The organism is Herbaspirillum sp. RV1423, from assembly GCF_000577615.1.
Taxonomy (GTDB): domain Bacteria; phylum Pseudomonadota; class Gammaproteobacteria; order Burkholderiales; family Burkholderiaceae_D; genus Herbaspirillum.
This window is the reverse complement of sequence record NZ_CBXX010000036.1, coordinates 82,000-99,633: the sequence shown is the minus strand read 5'-3', so window position 1 is coordinate 99,633 and position 17,634 is coordinate 82,000. Positions and strand designations below refer to the sequence as shown.

Genomic DNA, 17,634 nt, shown 5'->3' with positions numbered 1-17,634 from the left:
CTTACCGCCTTTATTAGCCGTCCGTTCTGGAGCGACGGGATTGCGGCACTTTTGCTTCATATGCGGCGGCGATTGGCAAATTCGCTTCAGATAATCGGGCACTTTTACTTCAACGGACGGTGGCGCTCGTAGTCGGTGATAGGTCACACGAAAACGCACCTGCGACACAACTATAACAAAGCAATCCAGCCGTGGTAGCCAACGTAAAGACCAACCAGGACGATGAGGCCGCTAGAGAAGTAAGGGGCTTTACGAGCGAACTCACCGAAACCAGACCAGCGTTTTGAAGCATGGCGCACACTAATGGCAGCAATAACGCCTGAGAAAACCATCGTTAACGCCAGGCCGATGCTGAAACAAAGCACCAGGGTGGCGCCCAACGCCACCTTCTTGAGCTGCAAGCAGAGTAGCAGTACCGTAATGGCGGCGGGACACGGAATCAGGCCTCCGGTGATGCCGAATATCACAATCTGGCTATTTGTGACCTCGCGATTCTGGAAGCGTTGCTTGATGTCGTTGGCATGTGCCAACTCGTGTGGGTCCTGATAGTCCGGACTGCTGACATCCAGTCCGTTTGTCGCAGAGGCGTGTTCGTGGCCATGATGATGCTCATCCTCCTCATACACTAGGTCATAGTGATGGCCATGCTCACCATGAATAAGGGAAAGGCGAGCAGTGAAGGCATGCGGCTCAGGGATGTCGTCGATTGACTCCAGGAAGCCATCTCGCTGTACAAAAGCGAATTGCTGCGTCGAGCCATCACCACGCATCGTCTGTATGAGAACGTCACCGGCTTGCCAACTTTGTCCTTGGTTTCCTTCGTCATAAAATCGGAAGCGCGGTGGTACACCTGTCTCGAATATTTCCACACGGACAGTGCCATGCCCCGTATCCACCCATTTGGTTTCTTCATGACCCTGCGTGTGCAGCGCATGATCGTGGGATGTTTGCGCCAAAGATTGACGCCAAGTGCGCCAGGCCATCCACAGCGCAATACCGATAATCAAAACGCTCGACGCAAGCTGAAAATATGGCTCGGTGGTCTCCGCATCCCATTGGCTACCGAAGTACATACCTATGATTGCAACAAGCCAGACTACCGCTGTGTGTGAGATGGTCGCGGCAAGTCCAAGCATCACCGCCTGCCCGACAGTGCCGCGAATAGCCACGATGAAAGCGGCCATCATAGTCTTGGAATGCCCTGGTTCAAGCCCGTGTAAGGCGCCGAGCAAAATGGCGCTCGGAATGAAAAGCCAAGCGTTACCCGCTCCTTGTTGCAGGAGGGTAGAAAAATCAGTCATGCCAGTGTTCCTTACAAATACTTGGTGATTTCTTTGAATTCGCGGATGGCTTCAGCGGAATCCTTGGTGTTGTCGCCGATAGCGTGTTCGAGGCAATGTTCGATGTGATCGTGAACGAGCGCTTTCTTGGCATTGCCAACGGCGCTTTCGACCGCCTGCAGTTGCTGGGCGATTTCCAGGCAACTACGCTCTGTCTCAAGCATCGTGATGATGCCCTTTAGATGGCCTTCGGCGCGTTTGAGGCGTTTGATGATGTCAGGGTGAGATGTATGTGTACTCATGTTTAATATCCTATGCTGGGGTATAGGATACATGAATTTAAAAAAATGCTCATTCCTCCGAAAAAACCGTTGTCCGGCCACCACCATATGTATTTCGATATAAAATTTAAGCGCCATATAACCAAAAGTGTTATGAGCTATTTTTACCCTTATCTCGGCACGCCCCCAACATGGCGCGAATGGCAAAAAACAAGCTGGAGAAATGTTACGGCATCAATACGGTCGCGAAGAACGACTGCGCTGAGGGTGCGCATTCCTGTGCCGGCCAGGCCACCCAGGCACGCGATCCGAAGTCCTTCGTGTTGTTGCCGGCAGGTGACTGCTCCAAGATTCAGGGTGGCAAGTCGCAGGCAAGTTGAGCAGGCATCAAAGTATGAACGTTATTGCAGCCAAGATGCAGGACATGTCCAGCCCGATCCCCGCGAAAGCGGGAGTCGGGCTGCGTTTCCGACATCATCAAGCCGTTATCGATTCGGTCCCGAATGTCGCCTGGTTCGAGGTGCACACCGAAAATTACATGGGTGGCGGTACTGCACCAAAATACCTGAACCAGATTCGCCGCGACTATCCGATTTCGCTGCATGGCGTCGGTTTGTCGCTCGGTAGTGCCGACGGACTTGACGCGGCACACCTGGCCCGCGTACGAAGCGTGGCCGACCGGATTGAGCCCGGATTGATTTCCGAACATTTGTCTTGGAGTGCCGTCGGCGGCACGTATCTGGCCGACCTGCTGCCGCTGCCGATGACCGAAGAAGCGTTGGATATTGTTTGCCGGCATGTCGATCAGGTACAGGCTTACCTCAAGCGGCGCATTCTGGTCGAAAATCCCTCGACCTACCTGCGTTTCCGCCACTCGACGATTCCGGAGTGGGAATTCCTTGCACAAGTCGCCCAGCGTACCGGCTGCGGCATTTTGTGTGACGTCAACAACATCTATGTCAGCGCCAGCAATCACGGCTGGGATCCAATTACCTATCTACACGCTCTGCCGCCAGCAGCGATCGGCGAAATCCATCTGGCGGGCCACAGCATCCGGCAGCTCGATAACGGACAAACGCTGCGCATCGACGACCACGGCTCGCGTGTCGCGCCGGCAGTCTGGGCGCTCTATCGGGAAGCGCTTGAACGTTTCGGGCCGGTTCCCACCTTGATTGAATGGGACACTGACGTGCCGGTGCTGGAGATATTGATGGAAGAAGCCGCGGTCGCCGAGGCGGCGCTCGAGAAACAGCGACAGGAGTCCATCCATGTCAACGCTGCTTGAACTGCAACGCGCGATTGCGCAAAGCATGCTGCACCACCAGGATGGTGGCCTGTCTGCCCATATTATCGCCGACGGCTTGGATAGCGGCGCGCGACTCGACATTTACCGCAATACCTGCGCCACTGTGCTCGCAACGGCGTTGACCTTGTCTTTTCCGGCAGTCCGCTATCTGGTGGGCGCGGAATTTTTCGAAGGTGCTGCGCGCCTGTTCGTCGCCGAAGCCCCGCCGCGCAGTGCATTGCTGGATGAATATGGTGCAGATTTTCCGGATTTCCTGGCGCAGCTTCCGCAGGCCGCATCGTTGCCCTATCTCGCCGATGTAGCCCGCCTTGAATGGCAAGTGAATATCGTTTTGCATGCAGCAGACGCCCAGCCGCTCAATGTAGCCCCGCTTGTGCAATTAGATGAAGCTGAGTTGTCGCATCAGCGGTTTGCACCTCACCCTGCGGCAAAACTGTTGCGGTGTGATTTTCCTGCGGACGCCATCTGGCATGCGGTACTGGAGCGTGACGATAGTGCCATGGCGGCGATCGATCTCGCAGACGGTCCGGTTTGGCTGCTGATTCAGCGAGCACAGAGCAGTGTCGCCGTGGTGCGCCTGAGTAAGTGTCAATGGCGTTTTACGGCGCTGCTATTTTCCGGACAACCATTGCACGCAGCGTTGGAAGACGCCCCTTGCGCCGATGCGCAAGCCGTGCTGGCCGCGCATCTGACACGCGGATGCTTTACGGACATCGGTCTGACAGACACCGCGTTCGAATCTTAATTCAGGAGGATTCCGCAATGACGCCACTACCTCAATCGGCTACGCCGCCGACCATAAATAACAACCGCCTGCTGCGTCTTGTCCAGTGGTTCGATCACGTGCCATATACGCTGCTCGCCATCCCGCTGCGGATCGCGGTTGCGACGATATTCTGGAATTCCGCGATGACCAAACTGGCGAATTGGGAGACTGCGCTCGATCTGTTCCGGGAAGAATATAACTTACCGCTCCTGCCACCGGAACTTGCAGCCTACATGACGGTGTCGATCGAGTTGACTGCACCAATGTTGCTGGTGCTGGGACTGGCTACCAGGCCCGTGGTGGCGCTGCTGTTGGGCATGACGGCGGTCATCGAGATATTTGTCTATCCGCTAGCGTGGCCCACTCATATCCAGTGGGCCGCGATGCTGCTGGTGCTACTTTGCCGTGGCGCTGGAAGTTGGTCTATCGACCATTTTCTATCGAAGCGGTGGACAAGGTAGCCCAGGAGTAGCAATAATCAATCATCGTCTTCATCATCGTGATGGTGATGCCTATAACGATTCTCTTTCCAATACCAGCGATACTCCTGATCCCTATCGATATAGACCGGCGTCGGCTGGACATAATAAGGCCGAGGTTGAATATATACCGGCCGGGGCTGGATATAGACCGGCCTTTGCTCCACGTAAACCGGTGCTGGCCGTACATAGACCGGCTCTGGCGGCGGGGCGTAAAATCCTGGAATGCCAATATTGATACCAAAATCAACATTAGAAGCCATGGCAGGTGCTACTAACACCATGAGAGAGGCGCTGGCAATGCCGACGATCGCTGTGGTTAATGATGTCTTCATGATTATTCTCCTCACTGTCTTTGCCTGTATTTAACGATGAATGAACAAGTCATACTAGGGGAGTTATCGTAATCCATGTAACATTTTGTATCAGTCCGATGCTGCGCTTTATCAGTATTTCGTTTGGTACAACAGCAAGACGACTTCTTTCATAATCTTTTCACAATCGGAAATTTACCGCCCCAGAACTTCCTGATCCCCTGGCGGCACCAGAACAATCGGACGACGCAGCCCGTTCTCTGTGTTCGGGAGTACCGCAGTTTGCATGCCCACCTGCAGCAGACGAGGAATAACCAATGCATCCGGGAAATTTGCCGTACTACCCAGCGTAAAAAGATGCCACGGGCGCTGTAATTTTTCCTGGTAGAGCGCGCCATACCAGATCGGAACGCTGCCCTGATGCACAGAACCCTCCAGCAGATAGTTGGATCGCCACAGCCTGAGTATCGTCCGCATCATAGGCCGCGCCGGATCGAGCGCAACGAAAGCCAACTCTGAGCTCTTGCCCTGATCGTATTTCGGCAGCACCGGCAGATTCTTCACTTCCGTATTGGGCGAGAGCCATAGCAATGCTGCCTGTATCGACCATGGTGATGCGGGCTGCCAATGGGCAAGTGCCAGGCGTCTTTGTAGTGTTGTGGCGCTGTCTGCCCATTGCAAAGGGAAAAATTCCTCGTTATCCCCACTGATCTCGGTTCGCTGCTGAGGCAACTGGCGCCATCCAGTATTGATCCATTGATCCAGCGCGACAGTCCGCACCTGTGCAACAGGGGTATAGCCGGTCAGATCTGCCGAGAACTGATTGTGCATGGTCCAAGTCGCACCGGCCAGCAATGCCGATGCTGCCAGCGCCCCCAGGATTCTTGGATGCAGGTCTTCCTTTACCTGTTGATGGGTATAGACGATGGCCATCAACGCAATCCACGCAAGGCCAAGACTCCATCCTGCCAATACATCCGACAACCAGTGAGCACCCAGATACAGACGAGAGAAGCCTATGAGTGCGATGCCAACCACGGTGATCGTGGCGACAAACATTCGAATCAGCGGTGGCTGGCGACATGCGATTAAAAACGCCAGGAAACCGTAGATGACCATGCTAGACGTGGCATGGCCGCTCGGGAAAGCATACTGCTCGACACCGCTATACAGGTTCAACGGGCGTGGCCGACCTATCGTCAATTTCAGTAGCTTGACCAGGACCTGAGCAAAAACGGTCGTAATCACCCAATAGCCGGCCGTGCGCCAACAGCGGCGCACCAGCAGCCAGCCCAACACCGTGAGCGCTACCACCCAGAGAACACCGGCGCCGCCAAGCCCGGTGATACCAGCCATCAGATAATCGACGGGTGAAGTCCGCAGTCCTTGCAGCCAATGGAAAATGGCCCCATCCGCGCTCACCAATTGATCGTTTGCAATGACATCCTCCATGATGCCGAGGAAAAGCAAACTGCTGGCGGCCAGCAGCATCGTCAAGACGAGCAAGATCCGCGACTCTGGACGACGAAGATCAAGGACGAAAGATATCCAGCCCTTGATGCGTGTAAACCGTCCGGACGGTTGCCGGGTGGCCCATTGTAAGAGACGGTCGCGCCAGCTCTCGACAATAGGTAAACCGATGCTGATGCCTACACGCGTCACCCAGGTTGCAAACCATACGAATCCGCCCATTATGATCAAGATCACCGCCAATCTGCCGCTCACTGCTTCGGCGAGCTGGATTGAGGCGCCGAAGATGACGCCTGGCAGGATGTGTGCGGGTGACCACGCCAGCGCGGAACCGACATTCACCGCATAGAATTTGGCGCGCGGCATATGTGCTATGCCGGCAATGACGGGTACGACCGCCCGTACCGGCGCGAAGAATCTCGCGAACAAGATACTCTTGCCCCCGTGTCGTTGAACAAACTGTTCTCCGCGATCGATCACGGCGGTGCGCCGTTTAACAAATTGCCATGTTCTGAGGCGTTCGTAGTACGTACGTCCCGCTTCGTAACTCAAGCCGTCGCCAGCCATAGCGCCGACTGCCGCAATACCCAGCGTCAGCCAGATATTCAATACCCCGGCGCCGATCAACCCGCCGGCGGTAAACATCACAATCCCGGCGGGGACAAGCGTGCCGATAAGTACCAGCGATTCAGCAAACGCAACAAGAAAGACGACAAGTAGTATCCAATGGGGGTGAATGGCAATATCGTTCAGCAGCGCATGCATTCGCAATTCCTTACCCAGTCGACAGACTGTCTTCGCTATACCGCTGTTTGTCACTACCGAATTGCCCGAAGCGTAGCGAGAGCGTCGGTAATATGATCAAATTTAGCAACGTGGAGGTCGCCAGACCTCCAAGAATGACAATGGCCATGGGCCCTTCGATTTCATTGCCGGGTTCCCCGCTCGATAGCGCCAACGGCAATAACGCCAATGCGGTGACCAGCGCGGTCATCAGGATTGGAATTAAGCGCTCGGCGGCGCCTTGCACAGCCGTCTCAATATTCCAAGGCATCCCTTCGACATGCACCAGATTCTCGTAATGACTGATTAGCATGATCGAATTGCGCAGGGATATGCCAAAGAGCGTGACGAAACCAACCATGCTGCCGATAGTGAGGCTGCCACCAGTCAGTGCGACGATCAATACTCCACCGACCAGCGCGAAGGGCAAGTTTGCCAACACCAGCGCCACGCCGCGACGGCTCTTGAGCGCCATGAACAGCAAGAGCACGATCCCGAGTCCAGCCATTGCGCCATAGGCCAAAAGATCCCTTTGAGACTGGACCCGGGCCTCATCCTCGCCGGAAAACAACGCATAGGTTCCAGCAGACATAGTAATGTCCCGGTTGACACGCATTTGCGCCTCACTGACAAAATCGCTGATAGGCCGTCCTGCCACATTGACCGATACGGTTTGCATGCGCTGGCCGCGGTTATGGGTAATCTGGTAGCGCCCCGAGGTTTGAACGATGCTCGCTAGTTCAGATAGCGGCACCATCATGCCATCTGGATTATGTAGCGGCAGCGCACCGATCTGGGCAATATTTGCCCTAGCAGCAGGCGCCAGCATCACTGAGATGTCAAATATCCGGTTGTCCTGATACGCTTGCGCAACCGGCACTCCCTGATAGGCGCTTTGGATGGTGTCCAGCACGTCCACCGGTTTGAATCCCCATCGACTCAACTGCTCCTGTTTTAGCTTTACATCCAGCTCCGGCGTACCCGGCGGCGCCTCCAGGCGGACATTCGCCGCGCCAGGGATGGTCCCGACCAGTTGGGCTATTTCCTGTGCCTTCCTGTCGATGACGTCGAGATTGTCGCCAAACACATTGATCACGACCGGCGCTGTGTTGCCTGAAATCGTCTCGTTAATGCGCTCAGTCAGGAATGTATTGACGGCAGTGGAGACGCCTGGAAATTTGGCGAGCGTGTCACGAATCCGTTGCAAGGTAACATTTTGTTCCCGGCCGCTCATCGGCTTGAGATCCACTTCCAATTCACTGGTATTTACGCCGGCGGGATCGACAATCTCGCTTGCCCGGCCGGTATGCTGCGCCACCAGGCGAACGCCGGGAACATCCATCAACGCCGTGGATATTGCGGTCCCGACGCGCATCGACTCGGTCAGCGACGAGCCGGGCGCCAGCACCATGTGAACGATGTAGTGCCCCTCTTTTAACTCGGGAATGAAGTTGCCGCTAAAAAATGGCAATGTCGCCAGTGCCCAGACCGACATGATCCCAACCATGATGATGATCAGGCGCGAACGGCGTTCAACGGCCGTCAGCAGTCCTATGTAGCGCGCCTTGATCGATGTAATGAGCCTTGGTTCCTGGGCATGCGGAGGTGCTTTAGTCAGCAAAGCCAGGGCCATCGCCGGCGTGAGTGTGAGTGCGACGCCGAGTGAGGCCAGTACCGCCAGAATATATGCCATGCCGAGCGGCGCGAAGAGTTTGCCGCCTACCCCTGACAGCGACAAGATCGGCAGAAAAATCAGAATCACGATGAAAGTCGCATACACGACCGCGCTGCGCACCTCGATCGAGGCGCGCAAGACGACCTTGAACGACGGCAACGGCTGCGACAGATTCCGGTTCTGACGCAATCGTCGCAAGATATTTTCCACATCGATGATGGCATCGTCGACGACCTCACCCAGCGCAATGGCCAGGCCACCCAAGGTCATCGTGTTGAGCGTGACGCCAAAGGTATGCAACACAATAACGGCGACCAACAGCGAGAGTGGAATAGCCACGGCGGAAATAATGGCTGTTCTGACGTTTTGAAGGAATAGAAATAGCACGATGACAACAAGTGCTGCGCCGATTAACAACGCTGTTCGCAAATGACTGATCGCCGCATCGACAAAGCTCGCTGGTCGGAATATGTCGGCATGCAGTTCAATCCCTTGCTTTGCGAGCACGGGTCTCAATGCGGTCAGCGTGCCTTCCAGCGCCTTCGTCACGGACAGTGTGTTGCTGCCGTACTGGCTCTCCAGCATCAGCAGCACGCCGGGTGTCCCCATAATGGATGCGGCCCCTGCTGCGGGAGCCGCTGCGAAAGAGACAGTGGCGACGTCACCCAGACGAATCCCGGTCCCGTTGCTCCACTTCAGCACCACGCCGGCAAGCGCATCGGGTGTCACGACCTGCCCATCGGTATTAAGCACGATGCGTTGATTTGTATTTTCGACGAAGCCGGCGCCGCGCACGCCGGTAGAAGTCCGCGCCGCGGCGACCACATCCTGGATCGATAGGCCGTAACGTGTCAGCTTTTGAGGATCGATCTGGATTTGCAGTTGCCGGACATCGCCGCCAAACACGATCGCGTCGGCCACCCCTGATGCGCTCAGCAGTTGCGGTCTGACCGTCCATTGCGCCACGTCGTTTAACTCCATCAGGGAGCGTGTCTTGGAGGTCAGGCCGATCACCAGTGCGTTACTGGTCGCCGTCGTCAGGGGAAGTAATTTGGGAGGATGCACACCCTGCGGCAAGGTGGATGCCAGCGCATTAACACGCTCGCTCACTAACTGCCGCGCCTGATAGACGTTGGAATTGTCGCTGAAGACCAGCGTCACGACGGACAATCCTTGCAATGACTTTGAACGCATGGACTGGACGCCAAGCGTTCCATTCAAGGCGTTTTCTATTGGTTGAGTGACCAACGTTTCGACCTGCTCACTGGACAACCCCGGGGCCTCGGTCTGCACCACCGCCATGGGAGGAGCGAACTCGGGGAAGACATCAAGTCTTGCTTGTGTCAGGGTATAGAGCCCATAGGCGGCAACCACGACAGCTAGGGCAAAAATAACGCCACGGAAGCGAAGTGAGAAACGGACGATGGCGTTTAGCATGGGCAATAGTTGTTAGATGACGGGGTGGGACTGCACGTTGCGAAGTTAAGTGAAATCAGTCGTCACATTCCGGCGGATCTTTGCACTGCTGTGCGGCGATTCCCTGCGGCCGCAGTTCTTCCGATAACAACAACTGCGCGCCGTCGATCACGACTTGATCGCCGGCGTGAAAGCCGTCGGTGACGACAAGTCCGCGCTGCGTTGTTGGGTCGAGCGGTACATGCCGGCGCGTAAAGTGATTGGCGTCGGTCCTGACATAAGCCCATGACTGTCCGCCGTACCAGACGATTGCTGCCTCTGGAATACGAAAACCCGACGTGCTAGATGCATTCTTCCCGCGCAACGGCACATGTGCCAGGGTATGCATGCCCACCGGCAAAGCGCTATCGGCCACGTACAAATAGGGATTGCCCTGTACCGCGGGGTCGACTAGCGGCGAAGGTGATAGCCTGTGAACCAGGCTAGGCTGACCATCGCTGCCATCCATAGTGATCTGCTCCGGCGCAGATGTTGGACTACCACCTGGCAGCGTGACCCGTACTATCGCGGCGTGCCCGCTAAGCAGGCGGTCAGAGAGCGCGGAACGAGGTGCGACTGCTGCTACTGCCAGTGCATTGCCGTATTGCTGGCGCAATGCGGCGTCAAGGCCGCTCAACATTGCCTCGGCGGCCTGCAGTTTTGCCTCGTCTGCTTGCATCATCACCTGGGCGTCTTGCAGGCTTTTCTGCGATGCGTTGCGATCGTCCTGAAACAGGATGCGGGTCCGTTCAAATTGCAAGCGTGAAGCGTCGGCATGCGCTCGCGCGCTCTCACGATCTGCCCGCGCCGCAGCATGGCGATTGCGCAGATCAAACAACGGTTGCAGATCAACGACCGTGGCGTAGGCCGTGATTTCTGGCTGGTCCATTGCAGCCGCGACCGCGTGCACGACGATATGACTTGCGCGTTGTGCATCAACGCCGACCATTACCACCGTCTCGCCGTTCACAACCTGCACGCGCTGCAGGTCCTGAGATTGCGGCGTGGGAACCGTCGCAACGGGAGCAGTCGGCGCGGCGCTCATCGCGCGATAGCCATACCATCCTGTCCCAGCCAACAGCAGCACGGCGGCAGTCAGCAGTGTTATTTTGATTTTCATCGTGATATCTCTTTTTCAGTGTCCATCCCATCTATGGCATTCGGCGAATTCGTCACAATTAGTGGCCGTTGCATCGTATCCTCTAATGCGCCGGCAGCCTGCTGTACTGCCACCACGCCATTGAGGTGATCGATCTGGCTGAGTGCGAAATCCGCCTTGAACTGGGTCAGCGCCAGGCGATCGATGGCGCCGATGCGAAATCCGGTTTCCTGGCTCTCCAGCTGTTTCCGCGCTACGGAGAGTCGCTGACTGGACACGGTCAAAGCGTCGAGACTGGCCTGATAATGGGCAAGTGCATGATCGAGGTCGTTGATGATGGTGTCTTGCAGCGCCGCGGTTCTGGCAGCCGCTTCAGTGCGTTTTGCCTCCGCCTGCGCAATTCCGCCCTGATTCTGATCGAAGAGCGGCAGTGTGATGCCTGGGATGCCTAAACCAAATTTGTTGGTGCCAACGTCATACGTGTAGCCCACACCGATATGTATGTCCGGGTATTGTTTGGCGATCTCGAGTTGCAGCGCCGCCTGAGTGGCCTCATATTCCGCCAGCGAACTTTGCAGATCGGCACGATTAAAAATCGCCATCCGGCGTGCATCGGCCGAGGGAGGGATTGTGCCGGTCTGCCCGAATTCATCGAGATCCAGTTGAACCGACTGCAGGGCACTCAGCGGGATGCCGATCACGTTCGCCAGTCGCGCATTCGCATCTTGCAATGCGCCTTGTGCGGCCATCAAATCGGTTTGTGCTTGCGTAAGTGTAATCATCACCTGATGCACGTCCGGCCCGGAGCCATCGCCGACAGAGAGACGCTTCTGCGTCATGGCGAGGATCTGTTGTTGATCTGTGACTTTTTGTGTGAGAAATGCAATGCGCTCGCGCCCGGCATACATGCTGAGCATGGCGTCGCGGACCTGGCTGCGCACTTTCCACGCTTCATTACCTATGTTCAAACGAGCAGCATCCGACAGGCGTGAACTTTGATCGACCCGGTAACCGCGCTTGTGCGCGGTCTCGATCGGGAAGTCGAGCGCCAAACCTGTCGTATAGGGGCGGCCAGGTCCTGTCGAGTTGGAGCTGTACTCAAACGGTAGTTGCAATACCGGATTCGGTACGGTTCCCGCTACGTCGACTCCGGCTTTGGCCGTTCCCCATTGAGCCCGCGCGATATCCAGCGCTGGACTGTAATAGATCGCGGCAAGCGTGAGCATGTCACGGTTCCAGCGCTGTGGCGGCCATGCCGGTGCGTTGTTACCCCATCGCTGGATAAAGTACGCGTGTAATTCGTCGCTGGTTAGAGAGCGCGCTTCAAAAATTGCGGTTAGCGTCGCCGGCGTGATCGGCCGCGGCTGATAAGTCGCGCATCCCGCCAGCACCAAGCAGATCAGACCGGCAAAAGTAATGTTTTTTTGCATATTTTTATTCAATCGTCTTGTCCCGCAGTGCCAAAACCAGTACCCATGCCACAATAAATTGCCAAGACAAATCAGGGGCTGTTGACATGCTATCTGGAGGCAGATGAAGTTTTGCTTAAGGCTATGGTGATTTCTGGGCTAGCCCACCCAGGAAGCATTTCGTCTTGGCGTGCAGCACCTTAAGCAAGTTTTAAGCGAATTTGATCTACTCTCGCTCCGTAACGCCAAAGGGCATGAATCAACTCTATGAGAAAATGACCAAACGGCAAGCTTCCCTGATTGAAATGGGCGGAATGCATCGAGGCCGCATTGCTTGGCAGGAAAATCATGAAATTGGCGCCGATTGGTTCGCGGGTCAAAAGCTAAAGGGATGGAAACACGATGCGCTTATTGTTGGCGGAAGACGATTCCTTGATCGGCCAGGGCTTGCAGCAAGGACTGCGTCAGGAAGGTTTTACTGTGGACTGGGTGCAGGACGGTCATGCAGCCGCGCTGGCCCTGGACAGCACGACTTACTCTCTACTATTACTCGACCTCGGCCTGCCGCGGCAGGATGGCATGACGCTGCTTAAAACGTTACGGCAGCGCGACAATCCTTTGCCGGTGATCATTATCACTGCGCGCGACGCGCTGCCCGACAGGCTCAACGGCCTGGATAGCGGGGCTGACGATTATTTGGTGAAACCGTTTGCCCTGGAGGAGCTGGTTTCCCGGATTCGTGCGGTTAGCCGCCGTCAGACAGGCCAGGTGCAGACGGAACTTGCTGCCGGCGCTTTGCGGCTTGACCCCGTCCGGCATCTGCTGTGGCTGCGCAACGAGGCCATATCGGTATCGCCAAAGGAATTCGCACTACTGCATGAGTTGATGCTGGAGCCAGACGCTGTGATTTCACGCGAACAACTTGAGGACCGCCTGTATGGATGGGACGAAGAAGTCGCTAGTAATGCGCTGGAAGTCCATATCTACAACCTGCGAAAAAAATTAGGAGCCGAGGTCATTCGGACCATACGCGGCGTCGGATACCGGATTGGGGACGACGCATGAAGTCGCTGCGTCGCCGCCTGCTGCTCTGGCTGTTGCCGGCTACCTTCCTGGTTGGGGTATTGGCCAGCGTAGGCACCTACTGGGGCGCATTGATTGAGTTGAGTGACTTGCTCAATGATCAAATGCGCTATATCGCCGAACAGGTCAGTGTGGACGGCGACGGCAAGGTGTCTCTCCAGCCCCCCGTCAAACGTATGCAAGACCCTCTTGCTGAAGACAAAGCAGACGAAGTGCTGCTGCAGGTGTGGCGTAACGGAAAACTGGAATACACCACGAATTCCGCCGTGGTATTACCGCCGCCACAGCAATCGGGATTGCACGACGTTCTGGCTGGCGGCCAAACTTGGCACACCGTGGCGAGTGAGCGCGGTGACAGATGGGTTCGTGTCGCTCAAGCTAAGGATGCGCGCTGGGAGGCGTTGGCCAAGCTATCGATACATCTATTCTGGCCGGTGCTGTCGTTGATTCCACTCATGGCGTTGTTCCTGTGGTTCGGTATTGGTTATGGACTCAAGCCACTGCGGAAAATTACGGCGGAACTGGCCCAACGTAACGCCAACAGCATGGAGCCGATTGATTCCGTTTCGTTGCCAAGTGAAATCGCGCCCTTTGCCGGGGCGGTGAATGATTTGTTGTTGCGGCTGGAACAGGCGTTCACTATGCAAAAAAATTTCATTGGCGACGCTGCCCATGAATTACGGACACCAATTATGGGACTACGTATTCAGGCGCAGCTGGCACAGCGTGCTGACAATGACGGAGAGCGGCAGGCAGCGCAAAGCCAGCTGCAGACAGGGATCGATCGACTGGCCCACCTGGCTCAGCAATTGCTAGCATTAGCCAGACTGGATCCGCAAGAGAACGTCGCCATGAAACCTGTCGAGTTGGCTGCACTGTGCAAGTCGGTGATTATCGACCAAGCCCGTCTGGCGGAAGCCAAATTCATTGATTTGGGACTGGCCGAGCAAACGGTTGTGGAAGTGTGGGGGAATATCGATAATCTACGCATTTTGCTCAATAACCTGGTGGATAATGCGATTCGCTACACCGGCCGTGGGGGAAGCGTCGATATTTCTGTGCGCCGCGCATCGCACGGTGTCGTTCTGGAAGTCTGCGACGACGGCCCAGGTATTCCGGACGCCGAACGTATGCGGGTGACAGAGCGATTTTATCGAGGCGGCAATGCCACTGAAGCTGGTAGCGGATTGGGACTGTCTATTGTCAAGCGCATCGCTGAGCAGCACGGCGCAACCATTTCGCTGGATACAGGACCAAATGGCAAGGGACTCAAGATCCAGGTCCGCTTCCCGCCCACGGCCAGTGCAGATGCAGGGCGAGCTGGCATGCAGCAATCGATGTCAACCTCGTCTGATAGATGACGCTTAGTTGAAATCGCAAAAAATTAGCGGATGTTTTTTCCCCATTGTTTTTGGAGTGTTACTTGCAAACCACAGACACCGCAAAAAGTACATTGAGCCAGATCCCAACCGGAGTATGGGTACTCGGATTCGTTAGCATGTTGATGGATATTTCTTCGGAAATGATCCATAGCCTACTACCGCTGTTCATGGTGACGACACTCGGCGCCAGCGCCTTGGCTGTAGGGCTGGTTGAAGGACTAGCTGAATCGACCGCTCTGATTGTCAAAGTGTTCTCTGGCACATTGAGCGACTACCTTGGCAAGCGCAAAGGATTGGCGGTGTTCGGCTATGCGCTGGGGGCGCTGAGCAAGCCATTTTTTGCCATCGCACCAACGGTAGGCATCGTACTGTCAGCTCGCCTCCTGGATCGGGTCGGCAAAGGTGTGCGTGGAGCGCCGAGGGATGCCTTGGTGGCTGACATTACGCCGCCACATCTGCGCGGCGCAGCATTTGGGTTGCGCCAGTCTATTGATACGATCGGCGCATTCCTTGGCCCTTTATTGGCGGTTGGGTTGATGTTGCTTTGGGCCAATGATTTCCGGGCCGTGTTCTGGGTGGCGGTAATTCCCGGTTTGATGGCCGTCGTGTTGCTCTTCGTTGGCTTGCGCGAGCCAGAGCACAAGCAGGCCGAAAAGCGCACTAATCCGATTCGGCGGGAAAACTTGAAACGACTTAGTGGTTCCTACTGGTGGGTGGTCGGCATCGGTGCCGTGTTCACGCTAGCGCGGTTTAGCGAAGCATTTCTGGTGCTGCGCGCGCAGCAGAGCGGCATTCCGATTGCCTTGGTGCCGCTCGTCATGGTGGCGATGAATGTGATCTATGCCTTGTCTGCGTACCCGTTTGGCAAGCTCTCTGACAGAATGAGCCATAGAAAGCTGCTGGCAATCGGCTTGGCAGTGTTGATCGCATCCGATCTGGTGCTGGCCGCCAGCAATCACTGGGGTGTCGTACTCGCCGGTGTCGCCCTCTGGGGCCTCCACATGGGCATGACGCAGGGCCTGCTGGCAACGATGGTGGCGCATACCGCACCGGCTGATTTGCGCGGTACCGCGTATGGCTTTTTCAACCTGGTGAGTGGGCTTGCCATGTTGCTGGCGAGTGTCGTGGCTGGATTGTTGTGGGATCGGCTTGGAGCATCGTTCACCTTCTATGCTGGAGCGATGTTTTGTATGGTGGCACTCGTTGGCTTAGCCAAAACTGTCGTTCGCACCGACATTTCATCCTAAAATAGAAATTTCGCCAAGTTTCCTGCTATGGCTGGATATAAAGTCCCCCTGTGTTCTGTTTACTCAGTTTTAACGTCATGCCTACGTATTGAATACTAGAAAACAATGAGCAAGCTTGATCCATATATTCATGCAGCCACGCGTGACAATACCCGTCGCAGCTATCAATCCGCCATCCGACATTTTGAGACGGAATGGGGAGGATTTTTACCCGCTACCGCGGATAGTGTCGCGCGCTACCTAGTAGATCAAGCCGAGTCACTATCGATCAACACGCTGAGGCAACGGTTGGCCGCGCTGGCGCAATGGCATATCGACCAAGGGTTTCCCGATCCGACTAAAACACCGGTTGTGCGCAAAGTGTTTCGCGGTGTCCAAGCGCTTCATCCCGCTCAAGAAAAGCGCGCCAAGCCGTTTCAGTTGGCTCAATTGGAGCAAGTCGTCAATTGGCTTGATCGGGCGATTATTGTCGGCCGTAATGCAAACGATCGTAGTGTCCAACTGCGCCGTACACGCGATAAAGCATTGTTATTATTGGGATTCTGGCGTGGCTTTCGCGGAGACGAGTTGACGCACTTGCAGATCGAATATGTGGAGGTCGTGCCGGGCGAAGGAATGACTTGTTTTTTTCCAAAAACAAAAGGCGATCGACAACTAAAAGGGACCAGCTTCAAGGCGCCAGCACTGTCGCGGCTATGTCCGGTGACGGCGTATCTGGACTGGATTGCGTTGACCGGCTTGACTGCCGGTTCCGTGTTTCGGTCGATTGATCGTTGGGGCCATGTGGGCAGCGAAGGATTGCATCCGAATAGTCTGGTGCCCTTATTGCGAGGGCTCTTAGCGGAGGCCGGCATCGCATCGGCTGAACTCTACAGCGGCCATTCGCTGCGCCGTGGCTTTGCCAACTGGGCTACGGGCAATGGATGGGATCTGAAAATGTTGATGGAGTATGTCGGCTGGAAAAACGTCAACTCTGCCATGCGCTACATCGAAAGTGTCGATCCGTTCAACAAACACCGAATCGAAGCAGATATCAGTTTATTGCCTAATGCGGTGATCGGAGAGAAGAACAAATCATGCTAATTTTTATTGATACTGAATTCACAGATTTCGTGGACACGGAATTGATCAGCATTGGCTTGGTTACCGATAGCGATGAACATGAGTTCTATGCGGAACTGCCGGTGAGTCGACAAAAATGCAGTGATTTTGTCATCGAAACCGTCTTGCCACAGCTTGGGAAAACACCGGGTTCCCAGTGCAGCTCTGCGGAACTGGATGTCAATTTGCGATCATGGTTGGAGCAATTCAGGCATCACGCTGAGGTCACAATTTGCTTCGATTTTGACGGCGATTGGCAACTATTCCAGTATGCGTTAAGAGGCCACGTCCCAGGCTGGCTCACATGTCAGAACATTTATCGCGACATCGACCAAGCAATTGTGGCGCAGTTCTTGCTGGACAACCATCTCTTGGAACACCATGCGCTCAACGATGCCAAAGGCAACCGTTATGCCTATCGGGTTAGCAGCGCTGAGATTGCGGTTACCTCCAAGGGTTAACAAATCTAGAACGCTGCCATACAATAACGTCGGCGCCCATTGC

15 protein-coding genes and 1 pseudogene are annotated in these 17,634 nt (G+C 55.6%); 9 read left to right on the top strand and 7 right to left on the bottom strand.

Features of this window, described 5'->3' with window-relative positions; all coding sequences use genetic code 11:
* Positions 1 to 170: 170 nt before the first annotated feature.
* Together RV1423_RS23225 and RV1423_RS23220 are read right to left on the bottom strand one after the other, a co-directional pair.
* Positions 171 to 1,301 carry a nickel/cobalt efflux protein RcnA gene (locus tag RV1423_RS23225; RefSeq protein ID WP_034302003.1) on the bottom strand — a complete coding sequence of 377 codons (1,131 nt, stop codon included), beginning with the start codon at positions 1,299 to 1,301 and terminating at the stop codon, positions 171 to 173.
* 11 nt (positions 1,302 to 1,312) lie between these two features.
* Positions 1,313 to 1,582: a metal-sensing transcriptional repressor gene (locus RV1423_RS23220; protein WP_034302001.1), complete on the bottom strand. Its 270-nt coding sequence runs from the start codon at positions 1,580 to 1,582 to the stop codon at positions 1,313 to 1,315.
* 167 nt (positions 1,583 to 1,749) lie between these two features.
* Between RV1423_RS23220 and RV1423_RS23215 the strand changes: the two are divergent.
* The 4 genes and pseudogenes from RV1423_RS23215 to RV1423_RS23200 all read left to right on the top strand — a co-directional run.
* A pseudogene (locus tag RV1423_RS23215) lies at positions 1,750 to 1,941 on the top strand (DUF2282 domain-containing protein); the annotation flags it as partial.
* Positions 1,942 to 1,955: 14 nt separating this feature from the next.
* Positions 1,956 to 2,846, top strand: coding sequence for a DUF692 domain-containing protein (locus RV1423_RS23210; protein ID WP_034301998.1), 891 nt, complete (start codon positions 1,956 to 1,958; stop codon positions 2,844 to 2,846).
* A complete protein-coding gene (locus tag RV1423_RS23205; protein ID WP_034301995.1) occupies positions 2,830 to 3,612 on the top strand; it encodes a DUF2063 domain-containing protein in 783 nt (260 codons plus the stop codon). The genes RV1423_RS23210 and RV1423_RS23205 overlap by 17 nt, the downstream gene beginning before the upstream one ends.
* A gap of 17 nt (positions 3,613 to 3,629) precedes the next feature.
* On the top strand, positions 3,630 to 4,094 hold the full coding sequence (locus RV1423_RS23200; RefSeq protein ID WP_034301993.1) for a DoxX family protein: 465 nt from the start codon (positions 3,630 to 3,632) through the stop codon (positions 4,092 to 4,094).
* Positions 4,095 to 4,111: 17 nt separating this feature from the next.
* Here the strand turns inward: RV1423_RS23200 and RV1423_RS29335 are convergent, their stop codons facing one another.
* The 5 genes from RV1423_RS29335 to RV1423_RS23180 all read right to left on the bottom strand — a co-directional run bounded on the left by RV1423_RS29335 (position 4,112) and on the right by RV1423_RS23180 (position 12,338).
* Positions 4,112 to 4,447 carry a hypothetical protein gene (locus RV1423_RS29335; RefSeq protein ID WP_081768965.1) on the bottom strand — a complete coding sequence of 112 codons (336 nt, stop codon included), beginning with the start codon at positions 4,445 to 4,447 and terminating at the stop codon, positions 4,112 to 4,114.
* Between the two features lie 174 nt (positions 4,448 to 4,621).
* Complete coding sequence (locus RV1423_RS23195) at positions 4,622 to 6,661, bottom strand: bifunctional DedA family/phosphatase PAP2 family protein (RefSeq protein ID WP_034301990.1); 2,040 nt, start codon at positions 6,659 to 6,661, stop codon at positions 4,622 to 4,624.
* A gap of 10 nt (positions 6,662 to 6,671) precedes the next feature.
* The gene (locus tag RV1423_RS23190) at positions 6,672 to 9,791 is read right to left on the bottom strand and encodes an efflux RND transporter permease subunit (RefSeq protein ID WP_034301987.1); all 3,120 of its coding nucleotides are present in this window, start codon (positions 9,789 to 9,791) and stop codon (positions 6,672 to 6,674) included.
* Between the two features lie 55 nt (positions 9,792 to 9,846).
* Entirely contained in the window at positions 9,847 to 10,929 is a 1,083-nt protein-coding gene (locus RV1423_RS23185; RefSeq protein WP_034301984.1) for an efflux RND transporter periplasmic adaptor subunit, read from the bottom strand.
* A complete protein-coding gene (locus RV1423_RS23180) occupies positions 10,926 to 12,338 on the bottom strand; it encodes a TolC family protein (RefSeq protein ID WP_034301980.1) in 1,413 nt (470 codons plus the stop codon). The genes RV1423_RS23185 and RV1423_RS23180 overlap by 4 nt, the downstream gene beginning before the upstream one ends.
* 381 nt (positions 12,339 to 12,719) lie before the next feature.
* Between RV1423_RS23180 and RV1423_RS23175 the strand changes: the two genes are divergently transcribed.
* From RV1423_RS23175 to RV1423_RS23155, 5 genes are all read left to right on the top strand, one after another.
* The gene (locus RV1423_RS23175; RefSeq protein ID WP_034301978.1) at positions 12,720 to 13,382 is read left to right on the top strand and encodes a response regulator; all 663 of its coding nucleotides are present in this window, start codon (positions 12,720 to 12,722) and stop codon (positions 13,380 to 13,382) included.
* Positions 13,379 to 14,761: an ATP-binding protein gene (locus RV1423_RS23170; RefSeq protein ID WP_034301975.1), complete on the top strand. Its 1,383-nt coding sequence runs from the start codon at positions 13,379 to 13,381 to the stop codon at positions 14,759 to 14,761. The genes RV1423_RS23175 and RV1423_RS23170 overlap by 4 nt, the downstream gene beginning before the upstream one ends.
* A gap of 137 nt (positions 14,762 to 14,898) precedes the next feature.
* Positions 14,899 to 16,029, top strand: a complete 1,131-nt coding sequence (locus tag RV1423_RS23165; protein ID WP_155835230.1) for an MFS transporter — start codon at positions 14,899 to 14,901, stop codon at positions 16,027 to 16,029.
* A gap of 105 nt (positions 16,030 to 16,134) precedes the next feature.
* The gene (locus RV1423_RS23160; RefSeq protein WP_034301973.1) at positions 16,135 to 17,112 is read left to right on the top strand and encodes a site-specific integrase; all 978 of its coding nucleotides are present in this window, start codon (positions 16,135 to 16,137) and stop codon (positions 17,110 to 17,112) included.
* Positions 17,106 to 17,591: a 3'-5' exoribonuclease gene (locus RV1423_RS23155; protein ID WP_034301972.1), complete on the top strand. Its 486-nt coding sequence runs from the start codon at positions 17,106 to 17,108 to the stop codon at positions 17,589 to 17,591. Before RV1423_RS23160 ends, RV1423_RS23155 begins: the two co-directional genes overlap by 7 nt.
* Positions 17,592 to 17,634: the final 43 nt, after the last annotated feature.

Coding starts and splice junctions, on each gene's coding strand:
- RV1423_RS23220 (WP_034302001.1), bottom strand. CDS start 1,582: ATGAGTACACATACATCTCACCCTGACATCATCAAACGCCTCAAACGC.
- RV1423_RS23190 (WP_034301987.1), bottom strand. CDS start 9,791: ATGCTAAACGCCATCGTCCGTTTCTCACTTCGCTTCCGTGGCGTTATT.
- RV1423_RS29335 (WP_081768965.1), bottom strand. CDS start 4,447: ATGAAGACATCATTAACCACAGCGATCGTCGGCATTGCCAGCGCCTCT.
- RV1423_RS23185 (WP_034301984.1), bottom strand. CDS start 10,929: ATGAAAATCAAAATAACACTGCTGACTGCCGCCGTGCTGCTGTTGGCT.
- RV1423_RS23200 (WP_034301993.1), top strand. CDS start 3,630: ATGACGCCACTACCTCAATCGGCTACGCCGCCGACCATAAATAACAAC.
- RV1423_RS23205 (WP_034301995.1), top strand. CDS start 2,830: ATGTCAACGCTGCTTGAACTGCAACGCGCGATTGCGCAAAGCATGCTG.
- RV1423_RS23180 (WP_034301980.1), bottom strand. CDS start 12,338: ATGCAAAAAAACATTACTTTTGCCGGTCTGATCTGCTTGGTGCTGGCG.
- RV1423_RS23225 (WP_034302003.1), bottom strand. CDS start 1,301: ATGACTGATTTTTCTACCCTCCTGCAACAAGGAGCGGGTAACGCTTGG.
- RV1423_RS23155 (WP_034301972.1), top strand. CDS start 17,106: ATGCTAATTTTTATTGATACTGAATTCACAGATTTCGTGGACACGGAA.
- RV1423_RS23175 (WP_034301978.1), top strand. CDS start 12,720: ATGCGCTTATTGTTGGCGGAAGACGATTCCTTGATCGGCCAGGGCTTG.
- RV1423_RS23160 (WP_034301973.1), top strand. CDS start 16,135: ATGAGCAAGCTTGATCCATATATTCATGCAGCCACGCGTGACAATACC.
- RV1423_RS23210 (WP_034301998.1), top strand. CDS start 1,956: ATGAACGTTATTGCAGCCAAGATGCAGGACATGTCCAGCCCGATCCCC.
- RV1423_RS23165 (WP_155835230.1), top strand. CDS start 14,899: ATGTTGATGGATATTTCTTCGGAAATGATCCATAGCCTACTACCGCTG.
- RV1423_RS23195 (WP_034301990.1), bottom strand. CDS start 6,661: ATGCATGCGCTGCTGAACGATATTGCCATTCACCCCCATTGGATACTA.
- RV1423_RS23170 (WP_034301975.1), top strand. CDS start 13,379: ATGAAGTCGCTGCGTCGCCGCCTGCTGCTCTGGCTGTTGCCGGCTACC.